The organism is Bradyrhizobium forestalis, assembly GCF_002795245.1.
GTDB classification, from domain to species: Bacteria; Pseudomonadota; Alphaproteobacteria; order Rhizobiales; family Xanthobacteraceae; genus Bradyrhizobium; species Bradyrhizobium forestalis.
Map to the genome: position 1 here is coordinate 1 of NZ_PGVG01000018.1, position 22,099 is coordinate 22,099.

At 65.6% G+C, this 22,099-nt stretch carries 18 protein-coding genes and 1 pseudogene; 6 read left to right on the forward strand and 13 right to left on the reverse strand.

Features of this window, described 5'->3' with window-relative positions; genetic code table 11:
- Positions 1 to 190: 190 nt before the first annotated feature.
- The 4 genes from CVM73_RS21165 to CVM73_RS21180 form a co-directional block, all read right to left on the reverse strand.
- Positions 191 to 1,378: a DegT/DnrJ/EryC1/StrS family aminotransferase gene (locus CVM73_RS21165; protein WP_283809934.1), complete on the reverse strand. Its 1,188-nt coding sequence runs from the start codon at positions 1,376 to 1,378 to the stop codon at positions 191 to 193.
- Positions 1,379 to 1,388: 10 nt separating this feature from the next.
- Positions 1,389 to 2,393 carry a Gfo/Idh/MocA family protein gene (locus CVM73_RS21170; RefSeq protein ID WP_100233813.1) on the reverse strand — a complete coding sequence of 335 codons (1,005 nt, stop codon included), beginning with the start codon at positions 2,391 to 2,393 and terminating at the stop codon, positions 1,389 to 1,391.
- 182 nt (positions 2,394 to 2,575) lie between these two features.
- Complete coding sequence (locus tag CVM73_RS21175) at positions 2,576 to 3,988, reverse strand: mannose-1-phosphate guanylyltransferase/mannose-6-phosphate isomerase (RefSeq protein ID WP_167406964.1); 1,413 nt, start codon at positions 3,986 to 3,988, stop codon at positions 2,576 to 2,578.
- 7 nt (positions 3,989 to 3,995) lie between these two features.
- Positions 3,996 to 4,985 (reverse strand): NAD-dependent epimerase, encoded by a 990-nt coding sequence (locus CVM73_RS21180; RefSeq protein WP_100233814.1) that lies wholly within the window; start codon positions 4,983 to 4,985, stop codon positions 3,996 to 3,998.
- Between the two features lie 209 nt (positions 4,986 to 5,194).
- Here CVM73_RS21180 and CVM73_RS21185 point away from each other — a divergent pair, with 209 nt between their 5' ends.
- Both CVM73_RS21185 and CVM73_RS21190 read left to right on the forward strand, forming a co-directional pair.
- On the forward strand, positions 5,195 to 6,154 hold the full coding sequence (locus CVM73_RS21185; protein ID WP_100233815.1) for a lysylphosphatidylglycerol synthase transmembrane domain-containing protein: 960 nt from the start codon (positions 5,195 to 5,197) through the stop codon (positions 6,152 to 6,154).
- Entirely contained in the window at positions 6,151 to 7,170 is a 1,020-nt protein-coding gene (locus CVM73_RS21190) for an MraY family glycosyltransferase (protein ID WP_100233816.1), read from the forward strand. Before CVM73_RS21185 ends, CVM73_RS21190 begins: the two co-directional genes overlap by 4 nt.
- On the opposite strand, the gene CVM73_RS21195 is transcribed toward CVM73_RS21190, so the two are convergent.
- The 6 genes from CVM73_RS21195 to rfaD all read right to left on the reverse strand — a co-directional run bounded on the left by CVM73_RS21195 (position 7,158) and on the right by rfaD (position 15,084).
- On the reverse strand, positions 7,158 to 8,105 hold the full coding sequence (locus tag CVM73_RS21195; RefSeq protein WP_100233817.1) for an NAD-dependent epimerase/dehydratase family protein: 948 nt from the start codon (positions 8,103 to 8,105) through the stop codon (positions 7,158 to 7,160). The two genes, CVM73_RS21190 and CVM73_RS21195, sit on opposite strands and share 13 nt — an antisense overlap.
- A complete protein-coding gene (locus CVM73_RS21200) occupies positions 8,102 to 9,322 on the reverse strand; it encodes a glycosyltransferase family 4 protein (protein ID WP_167406965.1) in 1,221 nt (406 codons plus the stop codon). The genes CVM73_RS21195 and CVM73_RS21200 overlap by 4 nt, the downstream gene beginning before the upstream one ends.
- A gap of 2 nt (positions 9,323 to 9,324) precedes the next feature.
- Entirely contained in the window at positions 9,325 to 11,238 is a 1,914-nt protein-coding gene (locus CVM73_RS21205) for an SDR family NAD(P)-dependent oxidoreductase (RefSeq protein ID WP_167406966.1), read from the reverse strand.
- An 84-nt stretch (positions 11,239 to 11,322) separates the two neighbouring features.
- On the reverse strand, positions 11,323 to 12,609 hold the full coding sequence (locus tag CVM73_RS21210; RefSeq protein ID WP_100233820.1) for an O-antigen ligase family protein: 1,287 nt from the start codon (positions 12,607 to 12,609) through the stop codon (positions 11,323 to 11,325).
- Positions 12,606 to 14,090, reverse strand: a complete 1,485-nt coding sequence (gene rfaE1, locus CVM73_RS21215; protein ID WP_100233821.1) for a D-glycero-beta-D-manno-heptose-7-phosphate kinase — start codon at positions 14,088 to 14,090, stop codon at positions 12,606 to 12,608. Before rfaE1 ends, CVM73_RS21210 begins: the two co-directional genes overlap by 4 nt.
- Before the next feature lie 13 nt (positions 14,091 to 14,103).
- The gene (gene rfaD / locus CVM73_RS21220; RefSeq protein ID WP_100233822.1) at positions 14,104 to 15,084 is read right to left on the reverse strand and encodes an ADP-glyceromanno-heptose 6-epimerase; all 981 of its coding nucleotides are present in this window, start codon (positions 15,082 to 15,084) and stop codon (positions 14,104 to 14,106) included.
- A 171-nt stretch (positions 15,085 to 15,255) separates the two neighbouring features.
- On the opposite strand from rfaD, the gene waaF reads away from it, so the two are divergent.
- Positions 15,256 to 16,326, forward strand: coding sequence for a lipopolysaccharide heptosyltransferase II (gene waaF, locus CVM73_RS21225; protein WP_100233823.1), 1,071 nt, complete (start codon positions 15,256 to 15,258; stop codon positions 16,324 to 16,326).
- Between the two features lie 8 nt (positions 16,327 to 16,334).
- Here waaF and CVM73_RS41130 read toward each other — a convergent pair.
- From CVM73_RS41130 to CVM73_RS21240, 3 genes and pseudogenes are all read right to left on the reverse strand, one after another.
- Positions 16,335 to 16,525, reverse strand: a pseudogene (locus tag CVM73_RS41130) (type II toxin-antitoxin system HicA family toxin).
- Positions 16,522 to 16,803, reverse strand: a complete 282-nt coding sequence (locus CVM73_RS21235) for a DUF1902 domain-containing protein (RefSeq protein ID WP_100233922.1) — start codon at positions 16,801 to 16,803, stop codon at positions 16,522 to 16,524. Before CVM73_RS21235 ends, CVM73_RS41130 begins: the two are co-directional and overlap by 4 nt.
- Positions 16,804 to 17,197: 394 nt before the next feature.
- Positions 17,198 to 18,235, reverse strand: coding sequence for a glycosyltransferase family 4 protein (locus CVM73_RS21240; RefSeq protein WP_100233824.1), 1,038 nt, complete (start codon positions 18,233 to 18,235; stop codon positions 17,198 to 17,200).
- Between the two features lie 126 nt (positions 18,236 to 18,361).
- On the opposite strand from CVM73_RS21240, the gene galE reads away from it, so the two are divergent.
- From galE to CVM73_RS21255, 3 genes are all read left to right on the forward strand, one after another.
- Positions 18,362 to 19,375 carry a UDP-glucose 4-epimerase GalE gene (galE, locus tag CVM73_RS21245; protein WP_100233825.1) on the forward strand — a complete coding sequence of 338 codons (1,014 nt, stop codon included), beginning with the start codon at positions 18,362 to 18,364 and terminating at the stop codon, positions 19,373 to 19,375.
- 118 nt (positions 19,376 to 19,493) lie between these two features.
- A complete protein-coding gene (locus CVM73_RS21250; protein ID WP_100233826.1) occupies positions 19,494 to 21,296 on the forward strand; it encodes an ABC transporter ATP-binding protein in 1,803 nt (600 codons plus the stop codon).
- A gap of 35 nt (positions 21,297 to 21,331) precedes the next feature.
- Positions 21,332 to 22,033, forward strand: a complete 702-nt coding sequence (locus CVM73_RS21255) for a fumarylacetoacetate hydrolase family protein (protein ID WP_100233827.1) — start codon at positions 21,332 to 21,334, stop codon at positions 22,031 to 22,033.
- Positions 22,034 to 22,099: the final 66 nt, after the last annotated feature.

Here is a 22,099-nt window from a genome sequence, read left to right on the forward strand (position 1 = left end):
CCCAGTCGACCAGCTCGCAAATCCGCCTCAGCACCGGGCTCCCTTTTCCTCGCCGCGACACCAGCGCGTCCGCAAAACTCGGTTGCCCAACCTGTCGATATGCCATCCCGAGCCCCCTCCGAACCTAGGCCCTATGGAATCGCTGATTCGCCTTTGTGCAAAGCTCTCGCTTGCGGGAGAGGTGAACAAATCAGCCCGCGAGCGCGCCTTGCACGGCGGCGATGATTCGTTCCTGGTCGGCTTCAGTCAAATAAGCGTGCATCGGCAGGCTGATGACGTCCTGCGACAGGCTCTCGCAAGCAGGCAATCCGCCCTCGGCGACCGGGTAGTGCTTGTAGGCGGTCTGCTGATGCATCGACTTGCCGTAATAGATCGCGGTCGGCACGCCCTGGGCCTTCAGCGCGGCGGCGAAGCCGTCGCGATCGGTGCCTTTGGGCAGGCGGATCGTGTACTGCGCCCAGACCGAGGTGTTGCCGGGCGCGAGGCGCGGCACGGTGACGACGTTGGACAGGCCGCGCGCGTAGCGCTCGGCCACCTTGTTGCGGGCGGCGATCTCGTCGTCAAAAATCTTCAGCTTCTCGATCAGGACCGCGGCCTGCATGGTGTCGAGCCGGCCGGTGAGGCCGAGGCGGACGTTGTCGTATTTGTCGACGCCCTGCCCGTGCACGCGGATGCTGCGCAGCGTGGCCGCGAGCTCGTCGTCATCGGTGAAGATTGCGCCGCCGTCGCCGAAGCAGCCGAGCGGCTTTGCCGGGAAGAAGCTGGTCGCCGTGGCGTGCCCAAGCGTGCCGAGCTTGCGGCCCTTGTAGCTCGCGCCAAACCCTTGCGCGGCGTCGTCGAGCACGAACAGGCCTTCGTCCCTGGCGATCTCGGCGATGGCGTCGTGATCGGCGGGCTGGCCGAACAAATCGACCGGAATCACCGCGACCGGCTTGAGGCCGGCCTTGCGGGCGGTCGCGATGCCGCGCCTCAGCGACTCCGGGCTCATGTTGAAGGTCGTCTCATCGACGTCGACATAGACAGGCGTCGCACCGGTCCGCGCCACCGGCGAGGCGGTCGCGATGAAGGTGAAGGACGGACACAGCACGGCATCGCCGGGCCCGACATTCTTCGCCATCATCACCATCAGGATAGCGTCGGTGCCGCTGGCGCAGCCGATGACGTGCTTGGCGCCAGCGTAGGCCGCCAGCTGCTTCTCGAGCTCGAAGACTTCGGGTCCATTGACGAACTGGCAATGGTCGAGCACGCGCTTGACGGCGGCATCGAGCGAGGCGCCGAGCCGGCGGCGCTGCGAGGCAACGTCGATGAAGGGAATGGGTTCGGAACGCAGATGCTGGTTCATAGTCTGGTTCTTGGCGCCTTCTTGAGTGGTCGGCATGGAAAAGAGATCAGCCGGCGACGCGGCGCGGAGCCTTGCGGGCGGGCGCCGCGGCGGCGGGGCGCGACGGCGTCTCCAGGCACTGCGTCGCGATCTCGAGGCTGGCGACGCCTTCGTCGCCGGTCACCGCCGGCGTCTCGCCGTTACGCACGGCCTTGAGGAACGCGATCAGCTCGGCGCGGAGCGGCTCGTCATGGCCGACCGGCAGATGCCGCATCGAATAGCTGCCATCCGGCTTGAAGCCGAAGCACTCGGTGACCTGGCGCGTGAGCAGGTCGCCCATCACGTATTTGTCGCGCGTGGCGACCGTGACGCTGCGCGCCTTGAACGGCGTCAGCCAATTGGTGTTGATGTGGGCAAGCACGCCGTTGGCGGTGCGGAACTGCAACAGCGCGATGTCCTCGCGCTCGGCCACCGCGCTCGACAATTGCGGCTGCACCTCGACGATGTCGGATTCGGTGAACCAGCGGATCAAATCGATATCGTGCACGGCGAGGTCGATGACGACGCCGACATTGGACATGCGCGGCGGGAACGGGCCGACGCGCGTGATCGCGATGGAGAGAATGTCCTCGCCCGCGATCGCCTGCTTGACCGCGGCGACCGCCGGATTGAAGCGCTCGACGTGGCCGATCATCAGCGTGACGCCGGCCTCTCGCGCAGCGGCGACGATCTCGTGCCCCTCCTCCACCGTCGAGGCAATCGGCTTCTCGACCAGCACGTGGATGTTCTTGGCGATGCAAGCGAGCGCGATCTCGTGATGCAGATGGGTCGGCGCAGCGATGGTGACGGCATCGACGCCCGCGGCGAAGAGCTGGTCGAGCGTCTCGAAGCTTTCGCAATCGGCGAGTTCCGTCGCCCGCGTGCGATGCGCCGGCGAGGGATCGACGACGCCAACGAGGTTGACGCCAGGCAGGCCGCTAAGCACGCGCGCATGGTTGCTGCCCATCACGCCGGCACCAATGACGCCGACGCGCAAGCCGGCCTTTGCCGGTGCAGACCCTTTGGAACTCATCTGAGCAAACCCCGATTCAACGCAAATCCCCGGGCCGCTTCTAGCACGGACGCCACATTTGTGGCGAATGCCGCCCTTGCGGGCCGGACACGATTTGATTCAAAAAGTTACACGTTCCCCGGGCCTTAAGCCGAAAAAGATACCGCTTCTCGGCCCGGATCGCGTGATTCGGAGTTTGCTGGTTACGACCTTTGATAGTCGTCTTCAATCCGGATGATGTCGTCTTCCCCGAGATAAGAGCCGGTCTGGACCTCGATCAGCTCCAGCTGGATCTTGCCGGGATTCTCCATCCGGTGGACGGCGCCCATCGGGATGTAGATGGACTCGTTCTCATGCACCGTTTTCACGGCCTCGTTGACGGTGACCTGGGCGGTGCCCCGCACCACGATCCAGTGCTCGGCACGATGGTGATGCTTCTGCAGCGACAGCCGGCCGCCCGGCTTCACCACGATGCGCTTGACCTGGTGACGCTCGCCATTGTCGACGGATTGATAACTGCCCCAGGGCCGGTGCACCTTCAAATGCTCCTCGGTGACCTTCGGCGCGACCGCCTTCAACTTCGTCACCAGACGCTTCAGCCCGTTGGCATCCTTCTGCCGCGAGACCAGGATCGCGTCCGCGGTGGCGACCACGACGAGATCGTCGACGCCTTCGAGCGCGACCAGCGCTGAATCGGTGGTGACGTTGCAGTTGCGGGAATCCTCGAACACGGCGGTGCCGTGTGCGGCGTTGCCGTGCGTGTCCTTCTCGGACAGCTCCCACACCGCGAGCCAGGAGCCGACATCGGACCAGCCGCACGACACCGGCACGACGGCGGCGCGCGCGGTCTTCTCCATCACGGCATAGTCGATCGAGATCGCCTTCGCCGCGCCGAACGCCTCGGGCTCCAGCGTGACGAAGCCGAGATCGCGGCCGGCATTGTTGACGGCGTTCGTGATGGCCTCGACGCTTCCCGCATCGACCCTGCGATATTCGTCGAGCAGCACGGCGGCCGGGAACATGAAGTTGCCGCTATTCCAGAGATAGCCCGAATTGACGTAGTCGGAGGCCTTCACCGCGTCCGGCTTCTCGACGAAGCGCGCCACCGCATGCACCTCGCCGGAAATCACCTCACCCGGATTGATGTAGCCGTATTCGGTCGCCGGCCGCTCCGGCTTGACGCCGAAGGTGACGATGCGCCCGGCATTCGCGGCCGCAAGGCCCTCGCGGCAGGCGGCGACGAAGGCGGCATTGTCCTGCACCACGTGATCGGCGGCGAGCGCGAGCACGATCGCTTCACTGGCGCGGTTCTGCGCGAACACTGCGCCTGCGGCGATCGCAGGGCCGGAATCGCGCCGCATCGGCTCGAGGATCACGTCGGCCTCGATGCCGATCTCGGCGAGCTGCTCCAGCACCATGAAGCGATAGGACGCATTGGTGATGATCACAGGTCGATCGAACAGTGAGGGATCGGACACGCGCAGCAGCGTGTCCTGGAAGGTCGAGCGCGTGCCGAACAGCGGCAGGAATTGCTTGGGGCGCACCTCGCGCGAGGCCGGCCACAGCCGCGTGCCGGCACCGCCGCACATGATCAGGGGGATTATGCGTTTGTCCATCGTGATCTCAAACCTTGAAGTAGTCCCGATACCAGGTGACGAAATTATGGACCCCATGCTCGATCGGCGTTGACGGTGCAAAGCCGGTGTCGCGCATCAAATCCTCGACATCCGCGAACGTTTCCAGCACATCTCCCGGCTGCATCGGCAGCAATTCTTTGATCGCCGTCCGGCCCAGCTCCCGCTCCAGAAGACCGACGACGTGCATCAGTTCCTCCGGATGATGATTGCCGACATTGTAGAGCTTAAACGGCGCATTTGCGGCAGACGGATCGTTCGCAGGCACGAGATCGATCAGCCTGGATACGACACGGGTCACATCATCGATATAGGTGAAGTCCCGGCGCATCTTGCCATGGTTAAAGAGCCGGATCGGCTTGCCCGCCATGATGGCGTTCACGAACAGGAACATGGCCATGTCGGGCCGGCCCCACGGGCCGTAAATGGTAAAGAAGCGCAGCCCCGTGACCGGCAGGCGATAGAGATGGCTGTAGGACTGCGCCATCACCTCGTTCGCCTTCTTGGTCGCTGCATAGAAGCTCACGGGATGATCGGTGCGGTCCGCAACCGCAAATGGCAGTTTTGTGTTGGCGCCGTAAACGGAGGATGACGAGGCGTAGACGAGATGACGACAGCCGTTGTTGCGGCAGCCCTCCAGCACGTTGAGAAAGCCCACAAGATTGGAATCGGCGTAGGCGTGCGGCTGCTCGATCGAGTAGCGCACGCCGGCTTGCGCCGCGAGATGCACGACTTTGGCAAAACGATGTCGCGCAAACAGCGCCGCCATCGTCCCGCGGTCGGCGAGATCGGCCTCGACGAAAGAGAAGCGGGGCTCGCCCCTGAGCAGCGCAAGGCGCGCTTTCTTCAGCGCCGGATCGTAATAGCTGTTGAGATTGTCGAGCCCGACGACGGCATGGCCTTCGCCCAGGAGCTGCCGGGCGACGTGAAAGCCGATGAAGCCGGCGGCACCCGTGACCAAAATCGCCTGATCCGTCATCCTGTTCCCCGGGATCCCTTGCCCGATCCTGTTTAGCCGCCAGCTTGATGGGGTCGCAATAGGCTCCCTGTTTCGCGCGGGGGCTTGTTCATGACGCCCTTAACGACGGCTATTGCAAGATCGGCGCCAAGACCATACCAAAGCGGCCGAATTCGGCGCCTCGCGTCGGGTTGCCTCAAATCTTCGCAAACCCTGTTCATGCGAGCGAGATGCGCCGAATCCTGCTGTCGACGGCCAAAATCCTGATTTCCGCGGCGCTGCTCTACCTGGCGCTGCGCAAGGTCGACCTGTCCGAACTGTTTTCGCGCTTCACCGTGACCAGCCTGTTCTGGATCGGCGTGGCGATCGCGGTCACGTTCCTGCAGATCTTCATCGGCGCGCTGCGCTGGCGCGAGATCAGCGCCGTCTGCGGCGCGCCGCTCGGGCTCGACCGCGCCATGCGCTACAACGTGATCGGCTCGTTCTTCAACCAGACCCTGCCGTCCGCGATCGGCGGCGATGCGGTCCGGCTGTGGCTGGTCGCGCGCGCCGGCGCCGGCTGGCGTGCGGCGACCTACTCGATCTTCGTCGACCGCGCGATCGGCCTCATCGCGCTCGCGATCGTGATCGTCGCGAGCCTGCCCTGGAGCTACACCCTCATCACCGATCCGCACGGGCGCTCGGCGCTGCTGCTCGTCGACCTCCTGGCGCTCGCCGGCGGCGTCGGCTTCCTGATTTTCGGCGCGCTGAAATGGCGCTGGCTGAAGACCTGGTGGGCGACGCATCACATTCACGCCTGCGCCGTCATCGCCAATCGCGTCATCTTCAGCCGCACCCGCGGCCCCGTCATCGCAATCCTGTCGATCCTCATTCACGTGCTGGCCGTCGTCATCGCCTGGTGCGTCGTGCAGTCGATTGCGGCACCGGTTCGCTTCAGCGACGTCTTTCTGCTCGTGCCGCCGGTGATGCTGATCACGATGATGCCGATCTCGATCGCCGGCTGGGGCGTGCGTGAGGCCACGATGGGCCTCGCGTTCGGTTTCGCCGGGCTTGCCGCCAACGAGGGCGTCAACGTCTCGCTGCTGTTCGGCGCCGTGTTCTTCATTGTCGGCGCATTCGGCGGCCTGGTCTGGATCCTCAGCGCGGAGAAAGCCGCGCAAGGGTCGGCCCCGATCGGAGTGCCGGAGTGAGCTCGGCCGCCGAGGCGCTCGCCGGCGCGCCCTTGCTGCTTGCCGCTGCGGTCGCCGCGCTGATCTCGGCGCTCGTCACCTGGACCAGCCGCCCCCTGCTCCAGCGCTACGCACTGGCGCGGCCGAATGCGCGGTCCTCACACCGCATCCCGACCCCGCAGGGCGCGGGCATCGCGGTGATCGCCGCGACTCTGCTCGTCGCCTCGTTCTGGGGGGCCTCGGCCAATGTCGCGATCCCGCCGGCGCTGGTCGCCGCGACGGTCGTGATCGCGCTGGTCGGCTTCGCCGACGACATCGTGTCGCTGCCGGTGCTGGTACGGCTGGTGCTTCAGGCAGCCTGCGTCGGCGCCGTGGTGTTCACCGCGCCCGAGACCGCGCGCATCGTGCCGGCGCTGCCGCTTGCGCTGGAGCGCGGCCTCATCATCCTTGCCGGAGTCTGGTTCGTGAACCTCGTCAATTTCATGGACGGGCTCGACCTGATGACGGTGGCGGAAGTCGTGCCGGTCACCGCTGCGCTGCTGCTGCTGGGAATGCTCGGGGATCTCCCATGGCCGGCCGTGCTGATCGCCGCCGCGCTGTGCGGCGCCATGCTCGGCTTTGCGCCGTTCAACCGTCCCGTCGCAAGAGTCTTCCTGGGCGATGTCGGCAGCCTGCCGATCGGCCTCCTGCTCGGCTGGTGCCTGCTGGAGCTCGCCTATCGGGGACAGCCGGCTGCGGCGCTGCTGTTGCCCGCCTATTATCTTGCAGATTCCACCATCACGCTGTTTCGGCGCATCATCAGGCGTGAACCGTTCTGGTCGGCACATCGCACCCACTTTTATCAGCGTGCAACCGACAACGGATTCACGGTCAAGCGGGTGGTCGGCGAGGCATTCGCGCTCAATCTCGTGCTGGCATTGCTCGCCATCGCCACCGTTCGCGCCGGGTCGATGACGATCACGATCGTCGCCTTGTTCGCTGGGGCGGGAGCGGTCGCCCTCGTGCTGCGGCGTTTCTCTCGCGCTCAGGCGTCCTGAGCCTCCAGCGCGCGCCGCAGCCCCTCGTCGAGCGAGACCTCCGGCTGCCAGCCGGTCGCGAGCGCCTTGGAGATGTTGAGCTCGAGCGAGCCGATCAGGCTGTCATGCGTATCCTGCCGGCCCATCACGCTGAGCAGCGTCGAGAGCAGGCCCGGCGGCATGCCGAACAGATGCGGGCTCTTGCCGGACGCAATGGCCAGGCGCCTGATGAATTCGGGCGTCGAGACCTGTTCCTTGTCGGCCACCAGGAAGATCTCGAAATTGCTGGCGGGATCGGGATGGCTGAGCCGGCGCAGGATGAACGACGTCAGGTTCTGCACGGCAAGGAAGGCGCGCTGATTGCTGATCGCCGCAAAGGGCAGCGGCAGCCCCAGGCTCACCGCGCGCGTCAGCAGCGCGAAATTGCCCTTGGCACCCGCGCCATAGACCAGCGGCGGCCTGATCACCGAGATCTTGATGTCGCTGTCGCGCGCCAGCGTCCTCAGGCCTGCCTCGGCCGCGGCCTTGGACATGCCGTAGAGGCCGCGCGGCGTCAGGATGTCGTTTTCGCTGAACGGCGCGCGGCCTTCATTGCTGCGGCCGTGAACGAGAACGGTGCTGATGAAGACGAATTGGCGCACGCCGGCCGTCGCCGCCGAGCGCGCCAGATGCAGCGTGCCGGCGATGTTGACGTTGCGGTAGAGCTGGACTGCGTGCTCCTCGTGCTTGTGGTGCACGCGCGCGGCGAGATGGACGACGGCGTCGACGCCTTCCAGCGCGGCCTGCCAGTCGGTCTCGGGACCGATCGTCTCGATCACGACCTCGCCGTCGACGCCTTCCGGGCTGCGGACCGCGCGGCGGACCGACCATCCCCCGCCCTCGAGCGCCGGCACGAGATGACGGCCGACGAAGCCGCTCGCTCCCGTCACCAGCACGACCGGTTTACGCTCGCTCATCGCTGCTCCGAAAGGTCCGGGTTGCGCAACAATTCGTCGATCAGCGCGGCATAGGCGTTCATCGCGGTCGTCCTGTCGAACCGCGACGCCGCCTTCACCGCACGCGCCGCGATGGTGTCGTCGTCGGAACGGAACGCGGCGCGGATCGCTTCGGCGAGCCGGTCGGCACGGCCCGGTGGCACGACCCAGCCGAGCCTGCTTTCCACGACCGTCAACGCGGCCTCGGCCTCCGGCTCGGACACCAGCACCACGGGACGGCCGACCGCCAGCAGATTATAGAACCGGCTCGGCACCGACACTCCCGCAACGTTCTTCCGGTACGGAATGATCCAGAGATCGGCGGAAGCCAGAAACGCTTCAAGCTCGGAATCCGCGACGCGGCCGACAAAGGAGACATTGGACAGGTTCGCCGCCGCCTGCAACTGCTTCAGCCGCTCGAAGCCGATGCCCCAGCCGGACAGCAGGAAGTGAATGTCCGCCTCGTCCTTCAGAAGCCGCGCCGCTTCGAACACGATCTCGGGATCATGGGTGAAGCCGAGATTGCCCGACAGGCCGACGATGAAGCGCGCGGGAATAGCCTTTCGGAACGGATTGTCCGACGTGACCGGCCGCGGCGCGGGCACGAGCGTGGCCCAGTTCGGGATGAAGCGGATCTTGCTCCGCCTCATCCCGGAATAGCTGAGCAGCGGCCGCTCCGCGTCTCGGCCGATGGTGATGACGGCATTGAGCGCGCGGAACATCAGGCTGTTGGCGGCGCGCATCATCAGCGTCACGAACGAGCCGGGCTTCAAGAGGCCCGCCATCACCAGCACGTCGGGAAAGAGGTCGTGCATGATCAGCGCCGAGCGCGCGCCCTTGACCCTGGCTGCCGCCGCCACCGCGTAGGGCAGCATGAACGGCGCGGTGACCGTGAGCACGACGTCCCCTCGCCTCAGCTCCCGCACCAATGCGAAGAACGTGCGCGCCGCGAACAGGAGCTCTGACGCGCCGCGCCGCACCAGCGCCGCCTTGCCCGCCATGCGGTTCCTGATCGCAACGACGCGCGGCTTGCCCGGACCGGTCTGCGCGGCCGGCAACGCGCCCGGCGAGCCCGAGAGCACGACGACCTCGTGCTCGGTGGCAAGACGGCAGGCGATCTCGGCCATGATCGCCGCCGTCGTGCTCGGGTCAGGCGGGTAATGCTGGCTCGCGACGACGATCTTGCCGGAAGGCTGCATGATCAGGCCGCGGTCGACCCGAATTCGGGCACCGCGTCTTTCAGGATGGTCCTGATGGTGGCGCGATCGTCGCGCGCGATCGCCTGCTCCAGCGCCGCGATCCATTTGCGCAGCGTCTGCATCGGCGGTTCGTTCGGCTGCGCGGCCATGATCCCGGCGACACCGATCTCGCGAGTCGGCTCCTCCGAGGCGAACAGGATCTCGTGCAGGCGTTCGCCCGGCCGCATGCCGGTGAACACGATCTCGATGTCGTAGCCGGGTTGCAGTCCGGACAAGCGGATCATGCGCTCGGCGAGATCGACGATCTTCACCGGCTGGCCCATGTTGAGCACGTAGACCGAGACGTCGGGACGCTGCGTTCCGAGCGCGTGCGTGGCCGCGGTGATGACGAGATCGCAGGCCTCGCGGATAGTCATGAAGTAGCGGACCATGTCGGGATGCGTCACGGTCACCGGGCCGCCGGCCTCGATCTGGGCCTTGAACTTCGGCACCACCGAGCCGTTCGAGGCCAGCACGTTGCCGAACCGGACCGAGATCAGCCGCATCGGCGGCTTGGCCCCGCGCGCCCCGGCGGCGAGGTCGTGATCCAGCGCCTGGCAGTACATCTCGGCGAAGCGCTTGGTCAGGCCGAGCATCGACACCGGCTCGATCGCCTTGTCGGTCGAGATCATCACCATCGCCTCGGCGCCGGCCGCCACGGCAGCATCCGCAACGTTGATCGAGCCGAAGATGTTGGTCTTGACGCCTTCGCTCCAGTCGCGCTCGAGGATCGGGACGTGCTTGAGCGCCGCGGCGTGGAACACGATGTCCGGCTTGAACTCCGCCATCAGGCGCGTGATGCGCTCGCGATCGCGAATGTCGGCGATCCGCCCTGCGATCTCGGCTGCCGCGCCCTGCGCGGCCAGCGCCTCCGTGACCGCGTAGAGCGCCGGCTCCGAGTTTTCCACGATCAGGAGCCGCGCGGCGCCGAAGGCGACGACGCGCTCGCAGATCTCCGAGCCGATCGAGCCGCCGCCACCGGTGACGATCACCGCCTTGCCGTTGATCAGCGCTTCCAGGCGCGCATAGTCGATCCTCTCGCTCGGCCGCAGCAGGAGGTCCTCGACCGCGACGGCCGTGAGCCGCGGCGTGTCGCCGCTCTCCAGCGAGGGCATCCGGTTGACGATCACGCCCAGCTTGCGCGCCCGCATCAGGATCGATTCCGGATGGGCTTCCGGCTCGAATGCCGACGGCGTCATGACGAGGCGCGCGATCGGCTTGTTGCGCTTGGCAAAGTCCGCGACGACGTCCTCGACGTCGTCGATGCCGCCCAGCACCGGCACGTTGCGGATGAACTGGCCGCGGTCGGAGCTCGACGGCGACAGCACGCCGACCGGCCAGATGCGCTTGATCGCCCCGCTCTCGATCCCGCGCAGCAGCACCTCGGCATCCGCGGCGCGGCCGATCAGCAGCGTCGGCGCGGCATGATCGGTCCTCGCATGACGGCGCACCCGCGTATAGCGGAAGTAGCGGTAGGCCATGCGCAGCGCGCTGAGGAAGGAGATCTCGAGGAACCAGTAGAGGACGATCGTCACCTTGCCGAGGAAAAAGGCGCCGCGGACGTTGGGGGCAACAAAGATGTAGTCGAGCACGAGCAGGGCGACCGTCAGCACGGTCGCGACGCGGATGATGTTCAGCGCGTCAGGCAGCGAGATGAAGCGCCATTTCGTCGTGGTCAGGTTAAAGACGAAGAACACCACCACGCTGAAGGCGAGGAAGTAGGGCAGGATCTGGAACAGCAGCGGCAGGCGGTCGTAGAAGTAGTCGCCACCCTCGAAGCGCAGATAGAAGGCGGCAAAAAGCGCTGCCGTGGTCGCCAGCAGGTCGTGGAGCGCGATCATCAAATTGCGCAAGGTGAGATGCGAAAGACGCGTCATCCGCCGACCGATGAAAACCCAGTTAGATGCAACCTGACCGCGCTGATAGCCCATCTGGACCAGACTTGCCAGCCGCGCGACCGCTCAGGAACCGGCTTCCCCCATCTTCGCCTCGACCTGTTGTGCCCGGATCACCATGCCGCCGGCGACGCCGACGCCGATGACGTACATCCAGCCCTCGTGGAAGTCGAACAGATGCGAGTTGAACAGCGAGGTGAAGACGTTCTGCACCACGACCAGGAGCCCGATCCAGTTGGCAAGCCCGTCGCCGCGAAACAACCGGAGATGCAATATCCAGATCGCGTAGAGAATGGCGATGCCGATCACGCCCCATTGCACGGCAACGTTCAGCGTCTGATTATGCGGATTGCCGATCACCTCGGCCGACGCCTGATACTGGCCGGCGGGCGTCGCGGCGCGTTCGAACAATCCGCGCGTCGAGCCGGTGCCGTGCCCCACGATCGGCGCCTCCGCGAAGAAGCCGAGCGACTTCCGCCAGAATTCGAGCCGCAGGCCCGCCGAGGTCGGCTCGCCCTTTTCCATGTAACGCGTGTAGTCGTCGGAGAACCTCTCGGCGGTATGGCGCAATTGCGGCGAGGCCTGCCAGGCGAGAACGGCGCCGACGAGCAAAGCAGCGGAGATGAGTGCGATACTGCGCCATTTGAGGTGAAGCAGCGCGAACACGCCGAACATGATCGGAACGGTGACGAGCGCGGTGCGTGACACCACCACGAACGCCATATTGATGAAGAAGCTCAGCGCCAGCGCCGCAAGCAGCCCGGCGAACCAGTAGCGCTTCTCGCGCACCAGCATCACGATCGGATAGGCAAGCGCGACCGCGCAAAGCGTGAATTCCTGGCTCTGGTCGATGTAGTTCTTGACGAAGATGCCGCGTTCGGCCGGATCGGTCTTGAGCGCGAGGTTCGGGTAGAAGGCGACCAGCCAGGACATCACCGACAACAGGGCGCAGGACACCAGGAAGGCGATGAATATCCAGTGGCCGCGCGGCGAGCGCTCGAAATGATAGAGCAGGACCGGCAGCACCAGCAGCTTGACGGTCGGATTGACCGCATAGAAGCGCGCGCCCCAGGCCGCATCCGACCAGAGTGTCCCCACCAGCGCGAGCAGGACCAGCGCGATGGGGGCCACACAGATCGGACGCTTCAATGATTGCAGGAACGCGCGGACGTCGAGGAACGGCACCATGCAGAGCAGCATCAGCGCGTTGAAGATCCCGGCAAGCGAGGTCGACCAGGGCAGCGAGGCCGCGGTCAGGACCGCGAATATATCGACGGTCTCGCGCCAGGCAGCGGGGCTGCGCAGACGGCGAAGCAACATTTCGCTGGCCGTTTCGCGTGCGAGCGCCGTCACTTGCTCCCTCCCCGCGCGCGATGCACCAGGGCCGTCGTGCTGAAGCCCTGCAGGATGTCGACCAGCACGACCACCCCGCCCGCGGCCTCGACCACCTCGTGGCCGACGACCTGTTCGCGGGTGTAGTCACCGCCCTTCACCAGCACGCCGGGCTTGATCCTGGTGATCAGGTCGATCGGCGTGTCTTCCGCGAAAATGACGACGAGATCGACGGCTTCCAGCGCGGCGAGCACCTCGGCACGCGCGCGCTCGTCCTGCACCGGACGATCGGCGCCCTTGAGGCGCCGCACCGAGGCGTCGCTGTTGAGCCCCACGATCAGGCGGTCGCAGGCGGCGCGCGCCGCGGTCAGCACCTTGACGTGGCCGGGATGGAGGATGTCGAAACAGCCATTGGTGAAGCCGACGCGGTGGCCCTGCCTCTTCCATTCGGCGAGCTGCGCATCGAGCGTATCAGGATCGAGCACGATCTTCTCCTCGGCCGCGAGAGTGGCATGCGGCAGGATCTTTCGTCGCAGCTCGGCCGCGCTGACGCTGGCGGTGCCCTGCTTGCCGACGGCGACGGCGGCGGCGGCATTGGCCACGCGCAGCGCCGTATCCCAGTCCGCGCCGGCCGCAAGCGATACCGCGAGGGCGGCGGCGACGGTGTCACCGGCGCCGGAGACGTCGCGCACCTTCACCGGGAAAGCCGGAACGTGAACGGCCCCGCCATTGCGCGGCACCAGCGTCATGCCGTGCTCGCCCTGCGTGACCAGGATCGCCTCGCAATCGGCGAGCCGCATCACGTCCTCGCTGGCCTCGACGATGCTCTGCACCGTCTCGGCGCGGCTGCGGGTCGATTCCGAAAATTCCTTGCGGTTGGGCGTGAGCAGCGTGGCGCCGCGATAGATCGCCCAGTTCAGGCTCTTGGGATCGACGATCACGGGCTTGCCGAGCTTTCGCGCGGCGTCGATGGTGTGGCGGATGACGCGCGCCGTCAGCACGCCCTTGGCGTAGTCGGACAGCAGCACGATGTCGGCGCGCGCGATCTGCGGCAGGATCGCGTCGATCAATTTCGTTTCGATGTCATCGGAAGCCTGCGCCGCCTGCTCCCAATCCGCGCGCAGCATGTGCGTGGAAAAATGCTCGGAGACGAAACGGACTTTTCGCGTGGTCGGCCGCGAGGGGTCGCACACCAGCACGCTTTCGACGCCGGCTTGCTCATCGAGCGCCGCCTTGAGCCGTGCACCGGCTTCGTCCTCGCCCACGAGGCCGACGAAGATGCAGCGTGCGCCGAGCGAAGCGACATTGCGCGCGACGTTGCCGGCGCCACCGATGTGTATCTCGCTGCGCTGGGCGGCGATAACAGGCGCCGGCGCTTCCGGCGAGATCCGCGACACCTCGCCATAGACGAACTCGTCCAACATGATGTCGCCGATGCAGAGTACCGTGCGGCCTGCGATCGTTTGCGCGAGGGCGTCGAAATCGAGAATGGGCGTCGGCATGGTCTGAAGGGCCTCAGCGAAAGCGATCGGGCCGGTCGAGATAATCCCCGACATAGGCCTTCACCGCGTCCTCGAGCGTCGTGAAGCCGCCGTTATAGCCGGCGCGGAGCGGACGATCGACCTCGCTCTGGGTGAAGTACTGGTAAGCGCCGCGAATGCTCTCGGGCATGTCGATGTATTCGATGTTGGGCCTGGTGCCGAGCGCGGCATAGGCGGCCAGCATGAGGTCCTTGAAGCTGCGCGCCTTGCCGGTGCCGACATTGAACAGGCCGGACACCGACGGCGTCGTCAAGAGCCACATGATGACGCGCACGACGTCGTCGACATAGATGAAATCGCGGCGCTGGTCGCCGTGGGCGATACCCTCGCGGTGCGACTTGAACAGCTGCACGACGCGGCCCGCTTTGACGTCGTCGAAGCGGCGCGCCAGCACGCTCATCATCGATCCCTTGTGGTATTCGTTCGGGCCGAACACGTTGAAGAATTTCAGGCCGACGCATTGCGGCGGGAGCGGATCGCCGTTCGCGACGCGCCCGGCGACCGCGAGATCGAACATGTGCTTGCTCCAGCCGTAGAGATTCATCGGCCGAAGTTTCTTCAATGCCGGCAGCGAACCGTCGTCGTCAAAGCCGGCCTCGCCGCCGCCATAGGTCGCCGCCGAGGAGGCGTAGATGAACGGCACGGCGCCCGCCGTGCACCAGTCCAGCAGGCGCGTCGACATGCGGAAGTTCGTCTCGAACACGAGGTCGCCGTCGGTCGCGGTGGTCGCGGAGATCGCCCCGAGATGGATCACCGCGTCGAGCTTGCGGCCCTTCAGCCAGTCGAGCAGCTCGGCCGGCGGGACGATATCCACAAGCTGACGCTTGGCCAGATTCCGCCACTTGCCGTCGTTGCCGAGCAGGTCGCAGACCACGACGTCGCTGCGGCCGGCCTCGTTCAGCGCGGCCACGACATTCGATCCGATAAAACCGGCCCCGCCGGTCACCAGCAACATTCCACCTACCTGCCCAATTTTCTTAAGGTCCGACCCTGCCGTAGCGCATCATCCGCGAAAGTGTAAGCATTTTGGCCAGGCGCTTTGGACTCGCGCACTGTCTGCTTTACGTCCCGGCCGGGAGCGGCTAACCGAACCGCCACATCAGCTCGCCTTCGGCCCTATTAACGAATGAACCAAGATTCGCAATTTAGTGGAGATGCAGATCGGGACGATACACGCCCGATTCTGATCATTCCCTACATGTGGATCGGCGATTTCGTCCGGAATCACACCGTGGTGCGGGTCCTGAAGGAGCGCTGGCCGAACCGGCCGGTCGATCTGCTGACCACGTCCTTGTGCGCCCCGCTGGTCGACTACATGCCCGGCGTGCGCGAGGGAATCATCTGGGACCTGCCGCGCGGCCGGCTGGCCGTGGGCCGGCAGCTCGGCCTGGCAAAGCTCCTTCGGGAACGGAACTACGGCACCGCCCTGGTGCTGCCCCGGACCTGGAAGGCGGCTATCGCGCCTGCGCTCGCCGGTATCCCCGAACGGGTCGGCTTCGTCGGCGAGTTCCGGTTCGGCCTGCTCAACCGCTGGCGCTGGGGCGAGAAGAAGCTGCCGCGCTTCATCGACAAGAATGCCGCCCTGGCCCAGCCCGACGGCGCGCCCCTGCCTCCGGAATGGCCGGTGCCGCAGCTGCGCGTCCCGGCCGAGGAGATCGCCGGCTGGCGCGAGGCCATTGGCCTCAGCGCCGGCGCCGCCGTGGCGCTCGCCCCCGGCTCGGTCGGCGTCTCCAAGCGCTGGACCTATTATCCCGAAGCCGCCCGCCTGCTGGTCGAGCGCGGGCTCGAGGTCTGGGTGGTCGGCGGCCCCGCCGAAAAGGGCCTTGCCCAGGAGATCGTCGCCGCCGGCGGCCCGGGGGTGCGCGATCTCACCGGCACCGATCTGCGCAACGGCGTGCTGGCCATGGCCGCGGCCGGCGTCGCGATCTCCAACGATTCCGGCCTGATGCACATCGCGGCCGCGCTCGGCACCCCCACCATGGGCATCTTCGGCCCGACCAGCCCGTACCTCTGGGCCCCCCTCAACGGCCTCGCTGCGACCGTGGTGCAGGACAAGAGCGTGCTCTCGTGCCAGCCCTGCCAGAGCACGATCTGCAAGATGAACGACCACCGCTGCATGCGGGATATTGCGGCGGCGGACGTGGTGGAGATTGCGCAGCGGGTGCTGAGGGAGGCGGAGGCAAGGGCGATGACGTGAACGGACGCTCAAAAATGCTTAGGCAGCCCAGCCTGTTTCAGGACTGCATTCGCTGTGTGCCGAGATTTGATGTTGTTATCGACCGTAAAGCGGATACCTGAAACGGGGCTTTCCTGAATCTCGTGATCGCCACGCCCATGTCGAACAAGGAAGCATCCTTCTCCAGAATTCGTTTCAATTCCGGAGTGAAGCTTTTCATGCGGCTTCTTTTGCGGAACCAATCTTGATCCGTTTGGAGAAGCTGGCAATCACTTCGACGGGGATTTCATATCCCTCGGCAGCAGCGTCATCTTCCAAGAGGTCGCGAATGAGGCCGGGCAGCTTGGCATCGAGCTCATCGAGGCTCGCGGCTTCTGTGACGAGCCCCGGAAGGTCCGAGCTCTCGGCAGTCCACACAGATGCTTCGCTATCCCAAGTCGCTCGAACGACGACGAGATGGCCCATTTTCGGCGTTCCCTTTGCGGCGATTTCCTTCATCAAACCAGTCCTCATCGGTCATAGCAACCGCATAGCAAACAGAGTGCCAGACAACGCATTAATCTCCAGTTAGTCTCGCCAGTGCTGGGAAAATCCGCTTTCATGACTTAATCAACTGATTGATATGCATTTTTTGCCGCACCCCAGTTGTGGAATTATGCCAAGGGTGACGGCTTCTCCCGCCCTGATGAGTTCTCTGAAGGTGGGGGCCGGCACAAACCTGGAGGACTTGCGACGGTGGATATCTAGACCTGTTTTGCCCGACGAGTCAAATTGATTTCGTAAAATCCGCAATGGATGAAGCTCTCCGCCAAGCCATTGATTTTTCTGTCCCCGTCTACTGTGCATGGGGTTGTTTTCGCACTTTTTGCTTGGCGGTCGCGAAAAGACCGCTTTAGAGCAGCGGCCGATAGACCTCGCCGATCCGCGCCGCTTCCGCATCGAGGCTGAACCGTTCGAGCACCCGCGCCCGCCCGCGCTCCCCCATCGCGGTCGCTGCCGCCACATCGCGCATCAGCGGCTCGAGCGCGGCGACCAGTGCCTCGGCATCACCCGTCGGGATCAGCATGCCGCTCACGCCATCCTCGACCACCAACTCGGCCGCGCCGGCACGTGCGGCGACGAGCGCGCTGCCCGCCGCCATCGCCTCGATCAGCGTCAGGCCAAATCCTTCGTTGCGCGAGGTGAAGGCGTAGATCGTCAGTCGCTGGTACCAGCGCTGCACCTGCTCGATCGGCAATTCGCCGGTGATGACGATGCGCGCTTGCAGGCCGGCAGCCTCGATGCGCTTCTTCAAGTCGTTGGCAAAGGGCGTCTGCTCGGGCGTGACCTGCCCGACGATGACGGCGGTGAACTCGGGATAGCGCGGCAGCAAGCGGCACATCGCATCGACGAACACATCGGTGCCCTTCTGCGCGCGCACGCGGCCGAAGCAGCCGATCGCGTAGCGGCCCGGCAGCGCGGCTTCCGCGAACGCCGCGGCGCGATCGGTCGGCGGCGCATAGACGTCGGTGTCGACGCCGTGCGGGATCACTGTCGCCTTCACCTTCAGGAACGAGGCCGAGAGATCTGACGTCGCGATGATCGCGTCCATGCGCCGGATCAGCCAGCGCGTGATCCAGCTGTGATGCCGCTGCGCCGCCGAGGTGAACACGAGTTTCAGCGGCCAGCCGAGCGCGCGCAGCACGACGCCCGCGATCATCTCGTTGTTGCGGCGCGCATGCCAGATCACGGGCCGCTTGCGGCCCCACAATTTCAGAAAATCGGCAACGCTCAGCCGCGCGATCCCCTCCGGCGCGTCCGAGCCGAACCAGGCGGCGCGATACAGCCTTGCCAGCCGCGGCGCCACCATCCGGTTGGTCGCGGTGACCCCGGAATAGCGCCTGTGCAGATTTGGCACGATCACGTCGAGATCGCCGGGGAAATTCGCCACGTCACACTCCGTTTCGCAAAGTCCCTATACGCAACATTAAGCATAGTGACCAGTTCAGCCGCGCCGATACCCCCTCTTCACCACGCAAGCGCTAGCTTGGCGCGTTGATCGCAGACGGGTGAGATCATGACTGTGCTAGTCACCGGCGGCGCCGGCTATATCGGAAGTCACACGGTCCTGGCGCTGGCGGAAGCCGGCGAGGACGTCGTCGTGATCGACGATCTCTCCACCGGCTTCTCCGCCTATCTGCCCGAAGGCGTGCCGCTGTTCATCGGCGATGCCGGCGATGAAAACCTGCTCGAAGGCGTGATCGCCCAGCACGACATCGAGAGCATCATCCATTTCGCGGGCTCGGTCGTCGTGCCGGATTCGATGCGCGATCCGCTCGGCTACTACCGCAACAATTTCATGACCGCGCGCAACCTGCTCAACGTGGCGGTCAAGCGCGGCATTGGCCGCTTCATCTTCTCCTCGACCGCCGCGGTCTACGGCAATCCGGACCAGGTGCCGGTGCCCGAGCACGCGCCGACGCGGCCGCTGTCGCCTTACGGCTCGTCGAAGCTGATGACCGAGATCATGCTGCACGACGTCGCCGCCGCCTACGGCATGCAGTACGTGACCTTGCGCTATTTCAACGTCGCCGGCGCCGATCCGCAGGCGCGCATCGGGCTCGCCACCGTCGGCGCCACGCATCTGCTCAAGATCGCGGTGGAGGCCGCCACCGGCCAGCGCGCCAAGATCGACGTGTTCGGCACCGACTACCCGACCCCCGACGGCAGCTGCATCCGCGACTTCATCCACGTCACGGACCTCTCGCAGGCGCATCGCTCGTCGCTGGCTTATTTGCGCAATGGCGGCGCCTCGACCACGCTCAATTGCGGCTATGGCCGCGGCTATTCGGTGCTGGAGACCATCGACGCCGTGCGCCGCGTGTCGGGCCGCAGCTTCGCCGTGCAATACGCCCCGCGCCGGCCCGGCGACATCATGACCATGGTCGCCGACACCAGCCGCATCCGCGGCCTGCTCGACTGGCGGCCGCAATACGAGGACCTCGAGACGATCGCGGCCCATGCGCTGGCCTGGGAGGACAAGCTGTTCCGCGAGCGCCACGGCGAGCTCCGCCACGCCGCCTCGGCCTAGAATCATCCCAAGCGCAAGCCCTTAATTGGGCTTGAAAAACCCGGCTTGAGCGGGCACAGAGGCCCATCGATCCCTGACGCGCGGGCAGGTTTTGTCCTGCGCCGTCAATGGACACCGGATGGCCCAGTTTCCAAAGAAAATCACCGACGATCCCTATGCGGCAGCGGTCCTGATTCGCCGCCTGATCACGGAACAGGGGATCGTCTACTGGCGGCGCTACCTCGTTGCCTTCGCGCTGATGGCACTCGCCGCCGGCGCGACCGCTGCTGCGACCTATGTGCTCGGGCAGGTCATCAACCAGGCCTATGTCGACAAGAACATCCCGGGCATCGCGATGTTCTCGGGCATCACGGTCGCCCTGCTGTTCATCAAGGGCGTGGCGACCTACGGCCACATGGTGATCCTGACCAAGATCTCGAACGCGATTCTCGCCACCAACCAGCGCCAGCTGTTCGCGAAACTAATGCGCGAAAGCGTCGGTTTCTTCTCCGAGCGGCATTCGTCCGAGTTCCTGGCGCGCCTGACGGCCGGCGCGAAATCCATCACCGACGTCCTCAACATGCTGGTCAACGCGATCGGGCGCGACCTGTTGATGCTGCTCGCCATGATCGGCGTGATGGTGTGGCAGGATCCGCTGATGTCGTTCATCGGCCTCGTCGCCGTGCCGCCGGCGATGCTGGTGCTGCGCAAGCTGGTGAAGCGCATCAAGGGCCTCGCCTTCAACCAGTTCACCGGCACCGCCGACATCATGGAGACGATGCAGGAATCGCTGCAAGGCATCCGCACGGTCAAGGCGTTCACGCTCGAAGACACCATGCAGAAGCGCATCGACGAGAACATCGCGATCGTCGAGCGCAACGCCAACAAGATGGCCCGCGTCGCCAACCGCTCCAACCCGCTGATGGAGATGCTCGGCGGCTTCGCCGTCGCCGGCTGCCTGATGTACGGCGGCTACGCAGTGGTCGCGCTCAACGCCACGCCGGGCGCGTTCTTCTCCTTCATGACCGCATTCCTGATGGCGACCGAGCCCGCCAAGCGGCTGGCACGGCTCAACATCGATTTGAACAGCCAGCTCGTCGGCGCGCGCATGCTGCTCGAGGTCGTCGACAGCCCCGCGAGCGAGCAGTCCGACGAGGACAAGCCGGCGCTGAAGCTCTCCGATGCCCGCATCGAGCTGCGTGACGTCAGCTTCGCCTATCGCTCGGGCGAGACCGTGCTCAATCGCATGAGCTTCACGGCCGAGCCGGGCAAAGTGACCGCACTGGTCGGCCCGTCCGGCGGCGGCAAGTCGACCGTGCTAGCGCTGCTCTTGCGCTTCTACGAGGTGACGCAGGGCGACATCGTCATCGACGGCCAGTCGATCTCCTCGGTCTCGCGCAAATCGCTGCGCGCGCAGACCGCCTATGTCGGCCAGGACGTCTATCTGTTCCGCGACACCATCCGCAGCAACATCGCCTTCGGCAAGCCGGGCGCGAGCGAGGACGAGATCATCGAGGCGGCGAAAGCAGCCTGCGCGCATGACTTCATCATGGGCTTCCCGCTCGGCTACGACACGCCCGTCGGCGAGCACGGCACGCAGCTCTCCGGCGGCCAGCGCCAGCGCATTGCGGTCGCGCGGGCGCTGCTCAAGAACGCGCCGATCATCCTGTTGGACGAAGCCACCGCCGCGCTCGATTCCGAATCCGAGCGGCAGGTGCAGGAGGCGATCGAGCATCTCTGCCAGAACCGCACCACCATCGTGATCGCGCATCGCCTGCACACCATCATGCACGCGGACAGCATCCTGGTGGTCGAGGGCGGCGAGATCGTCGAGCAGGGCCGGCATGACGAGCTCCTGCGCCGCGGCGGGCGCTATGCCTCGTTCTTCCGCCTGCAACATCACGATTCCGGCGCACTGGCGCCGATCAGCGCAACCGCATAGAGTTCGTTTCACCTCAAGAGCAGCCGAGACCTTACATGAACGCCGCCTCCTACGTCATCCCGCTTCCGCCCCAGGCTTCGCTTCCCGTCGTCGGCGAGAGCGGCCGTTACCCGGTGCGCCGCATCTGGTGCGTCGGTCGCAACTATCTCGAGCACATCCGCGAGATGGGCAATGACGAGCGCGCCCCGCCGTTCTTCTTCGCCAAGCACGCCGACATGCTGGTGCCCGATGGCGCCACCATCCCCTATCCGCCGCTGACCAAGGATTTGCATCACGAGGTCGAGCTGATCGTCGCGATGAAGAGCGGCGGCCTCAACATTCCCGCCGACAAGGCCCTCGATCACGTCTACGGCTACGCCGTCGGCATCGACCTCACCCGCCGCGACCTCCAGATCGCCTCGCGCAAGAAGGAGCGCCCGTGGGAGATCGGCAAGTCGTTCGACTATTCGGCGCCCTGCTCCGCGGTGCAGCCGGCTTCGAAGATCGGCCATCCCTCCAAGGGCAAGATCTGGCTGACGGTCAACGGCAAGGAAGCGCAGAAGGGCGACCTCACCGAACTGATCTGGAACGTGCCCGAGATCATCTGGCAGCTCTCGCAGCGGGTGAAGCTCGCCGCCGGCGACATCATCATGACGGGCACGCCCGCCGGCGTGTCGCAGCTCCAGGTGGGCGACAAGCTCGAATGCGGCGTCGATGGTGTCGGCGCGCTGAAGGTGAGCATCGGGCAGCCGGAATAAGCTGCAGGACATTTCCAAATCGAAGGGCCCCGGACATGTCCGGGGCCCTTGCATGTGGATGCGGAG